This is a genomic window from Roseiarcus sp. (assembly GCF_052145395.1).
GTDB lineage: Bacteria > Pseudomonadota > Alphaproteobacteria > Rhizobiales > Beijerinckiaceae > Roseiarcus.
Genome location: NZ_JBKQOT010000589.1, coordinates 1 through 3,405 on the forward strand (window position 1 = coordinate 1; position 3,405 = coordinate 3,405).

Consider the following 3,405-nt stretch of genomic DNA (forward strand, 5'->3'; position numbering starts at 1 on the left):
GGCCGAGTTCTCGACCGTCTCGGAAATCCTCGACCGCGTATCGAAAGAATCGTCGCCGAATTGGCACGACGTCCGGCAGGCGATCCTGAGCGCCTTCTACGAGCCCAAGATCAAGCGCGGCTGAACCCGCCTCGTCCTTCCAAACCCTCACCCTTCCAACCCTCGCGTGCAGATGACGGGTCCTCGAAGCGCCATGCGCTTTCAGGGCTTCGCGTCCGCACGCGCATTTTTCGGAAAGCGCGCGTCTCCCATGAAGCACGACCAGTTCACCCTGCCCTTCCTCGACACCACGAGCCTCGGCGGAGGCCTCGGGCTCTATAGCGGATCCCCGACCGCCGGATTCCCGACCGCCAAGTCCCCTGCCCTTCCGGAGATGACCTTCGAGCCGGAAGAGGCCGAAGTCGTCGACGCGCCCGGCCCCACGAAGCCGGCCGTCCCCGCCCACGACTACCGCCTTGCCGGCGACCGCCGTCTCGCCGACGGCTGGAAGGCGCGCGCCAAAGACAATCTCGCCGCGATCCGACTCATGACCGCAATCGAGGCCGAAGCCCGTCATGCCCGGCCTGACGAGCAGGAGCAGCTGGCGAAATTCACGGGGTTCGGCGCTACGGACCTCGCCGACAAGCTCTTTCGCCGCGCCGGCGAAGGCTTTGCCCCTCAGTGGGAAGGTCTCGGCCTCGAGCTCGAAGAGCTCGTTTCGCGCGAGGATCTCGCCAATCTCAAGCGAGCGACGCAATACGCGCATTTCACGCCGGAGTTCATGATCCGCGCCATCTGGCGGGCGCTCAGCAAGATGGGCTTCGACGGCGGGCGCGTGCTCGAGCCCGGTTGCGGAACGGGCCTCTTCTTCGCCCTCGCGCCGGAAGCGCTTGCGAACAAGCTGGCGTTGACCGGCGTCGAGATGGACGCTGTGACCGCCCGGATCGCCAAGCTCCTCTATCCGAACGCCCGCATCCGGCACGAGAATTTCACCAGGGCGCGTCTCCCGGACGTCTTCGATCTCGCGATCGGCAACCCGCCGTTCTCCGACCGCACCGTGCGCGCCGACGATCCGGCCGGCGAGCTGCGCCTTTCCCTGCACGACTATTTCATCGCGCGCGCGATTGAGCGGTTGAGGCCTGGAGGCCTCGCCGCCTTCGTCACCTCGCGCTGGACCATGGACAAGGTCGATCAGACCGCCCGCAAGCATATCGCGTCCATGGCCGACCTGATCGGCGCGGTGCGCCTGGCCGAAGGCGCAATGCACGCCGCGGCCGGAACGGACGTCGTGGTCGACATCCTCTTCCTCAAGAAGCGGGATGCGGGGGCCGCAGCAGGCGGCGCGGCCTGGGACAGCCTCGCCGAAGCTGTACCGGCCGAAGACGGCGAGGCGGCGCTCGCGATCAACCGCTACTTCGTCGATCACCCCGAAATGGTCCTTGGGGACCACGCCCGCACGTCCAGCGCCTACGGGCCGGCCTATACGTGCCGGCCCGTCCTTGCGACCGCCGGCGCGCTCGCCGACCTTCTCGCGCAAGCCCTCGACCGGCTGCCGCGCGACCTCTTCAAGCCGATCGCGCCTTCGCCCGCAAAAGACCGGACGGCGACGCAGCTCAGCGTCGGGACGGCCGCCGAGGGCGCGATCATCAAGGAGGGCAGCTATCTCGTCCATGACGGCGCGCTCGTCCAGATCATCGACGGAACGCCGCAGCCGGTCCCCGTCCGCGAGGGCAAAGGAACCGAAGGCATCCCGGCAAAGCACGCCAGGATCATCCGCGGCCTGATCGCTGTGCGCGATGCGGTGCGCGAGGTTCTGCGGGCCCAGGCCGACGGCAAGCCCTGGGGATCGGCGCAAATCCGATTGCGCTCGGCTTATGCGAGCTTCGTTCGCAGCTTCGGCCCGATCAACCTGACCACCATCAGCGAGACGGTCAGCGCCGACGGCGAGACGCGCGAGACCTTCCGCCGTCCTAACCTTCAGCCCTTTCTCGACGACCCCGACGTCTGGCTCGTCGCCTCGATCGAGGACTACGACCTCGAAAGCGGCACGGCGAAACAGGGGCCGATCTTCCGGGAGCGCGTGCTGCATCCCGAGACCACGCCGCTGATCGAGACGGCCGAGGACGCGCTCGCCGTCACCCTGCACGAGACGGGGGCCGTCGATCTCGACCGGATCGCCGAACTCTTGGGCCGTTCCCGCGAGACCGCGATCGCGAAGCTCGGCGAGCGCATCTTTCTCGATCCGGAAGCAACCGTCGCCCAAGGCAGGGACGTCTGGGCGACGGCCGACGCGTATCTCTCGGGCAAAGTCCGCGACAAGCTCACGGCGGCTATCGCCGCAGCGGGCTTGAACGAACGCTATCGGCGCAATGTCGCAGCCCTCGAAAGGACCCTGCCCGAGGATCTGAAGCCCTCCGACATTACCGCCCGCCTCGGCGCGCCGTGGATCCCGGCCGACGTCGTCGCCGCCTTCTCCGAGGACGTGCTCGGCGTCACGACGCCCGTCTATCATACGGTCGAGATCGCGAGCTGGTCGATTAACGTCCATGCCTTCGCGTTCGCTCCGACCTCCTCGACCGATTGGGGCACGTCCCGCCGGCACGCCGGCGAACTGCTGATGGACGCCCTCAACGCCTCGTTGCCCCAGATCTACGACGAGTTCGAGGAAGACGGGGTGAGGAAGCGCGTCCTCAACGCCGCCGACACCGAGGCCGCCAAGGACAAGCTCGCCAGGATCAAGGCGGCCTTCGAGACCTGGGTGTGGAAGGACGTCGAGCGCGCCGACCGCCTGGCGCGGATCTATAACGACCGCTTCAACAATCTCGTCCCGCGCCATTTCGACGGGTCGCACCTGACGATTCCCGGCGCGTCCAGCGTCATCAGCTTTTACGCCCATCAGAAGCGGGTCATCTGGCGGATCGTCGCCTCCGGCACGACCTATGTCGCCCACGCCGTCGGCGCGGGCAAAACCTTCAGCCTCGCCGCCGCGATCATGGAGCAGAAACGGCTCGGCCTCATCACCAAGGCGATGATGGTCGTTCCCGGCCATTGCCTCGCCCAGGCGAGCCGGGAGTTCCTCCAGCTCTATCCGACCGCCCGCATCCTGGTCGCCGACGAGACGAACTTCGTGAAGGACAAGCGCCAGCGGTTTCTCGCCCGGGCGGCGACCGCCCAATGGGACTGCATCATCATCACCCATTCGGCCTTCAAGTTCATACCCTGCCCGGCCACTTTCGAGCGAGGGCTGATCACGCGGCAGATGCAATCCTATTCGGATCTCCTCGAGCGCATCGACGGGGCGGACCGGCTCTCGCGCAAGCGCATCGAGCGGATGAAGGAGGGTCTGGAGGAGGACCTCGAGCAGCTGAAGAGCCGCAAGGACGACATGCTGACCATCGCGGAGATCGGCGTCGACCAGCTGATCGT

The 3,405-nt window shown here is 66.9% G+C and carries 1 protein-coding gene; it reads left to right on the forward strand.

The window, feature by feature from the left end; translation table 11 throughout:
- Window positions 1-250 precede the first annotated feature (250 nt).
- On the forward strand, window positions 251-3,405 hold a 3,155-nt coding region (locus ACLP25_RS20295), incomplete at its 3' end, for an N-6 DNA methylase (protein WP_442470965.1).